The 615-nt window shown below is 40.8% G+C and carries 1 protein-coding gene; it reads left to right on the top strand.

Going from position 1 to position 615, the window contains the following annotated elements:
- Positions 1-615 (top strand): hypothetical protein (locus JM172_RS25760; protein WP_214484996.1); only part of this gene is annotated, 615 nt, incomplete at both ends.

The raw sequence follows: 615 nt of genomic DNA, 5'->3' as shown, positions 1-615 counted from the left end.
AGAAGCAAGTGAAGAACAGGAAGAATCAACTTCAGAAGAAGCAAGTGAAGAACAGGAAGAATCAACTTCAGAAGAAGCAAGTGAAGAACAGGAAGAATCAACTTCAGAAGGAGCAAGTGAAGAACAGGAAGAATCAACTTCAGAAGGAGCAAGTGAAGAACAGGAAGAATCAACTTCAGAAGAAGCAAGTGAAGAGCAGGAAGAATCAACTTCAGAAGAAGCAAGTGAAGAGCAGGAAGAATCAACTTCAGAAGGAGCAAGTGAAGAGCAGGAAGAATCAACTTCAGAAGAAGCAAGTGAAGAACAGGAAGAATCAACTTCAGAAGAAGCAAGTGAAGAACAGGAAGAATCAACTTCAGAAGGAGCAAGTGAAGAACAGGAAGAATCAACTTCAGAAGGAGCAAGTGAAGAACAGGAAGAATCAACTTCAGAAGAAGCAAGTGAAGAGCAGGAAGAATCAACTTCAGAAGAAGCAAGTGAAGAGCAGGAAGAATCAACTTCAGAAGGAGCAAGTGAAGAGCAGGAAGAATCAACTTCAGAAGAAGCAAGTGAAGAACAGGAAGAATCAACTTCAGAAGAAGCAAGTGAAGAACAGGAAGAATCAACTTCAGAAGA

The organism is Bacillus sp. SM2101 (genome assembly GCF_018588585.1).
In the GTDB taxonomy this organism is placed as follows: Bacteria; Bacillota; Bacilli; order Bacillales; family SM2101; genus Nanhaiella; species Nanhaiella sioensis.
The sequence above is the reverse complement of the archived record's forward strand: the minus strand, read 5'-3'. Positions and strand labels throughout refer to the sequence as shown.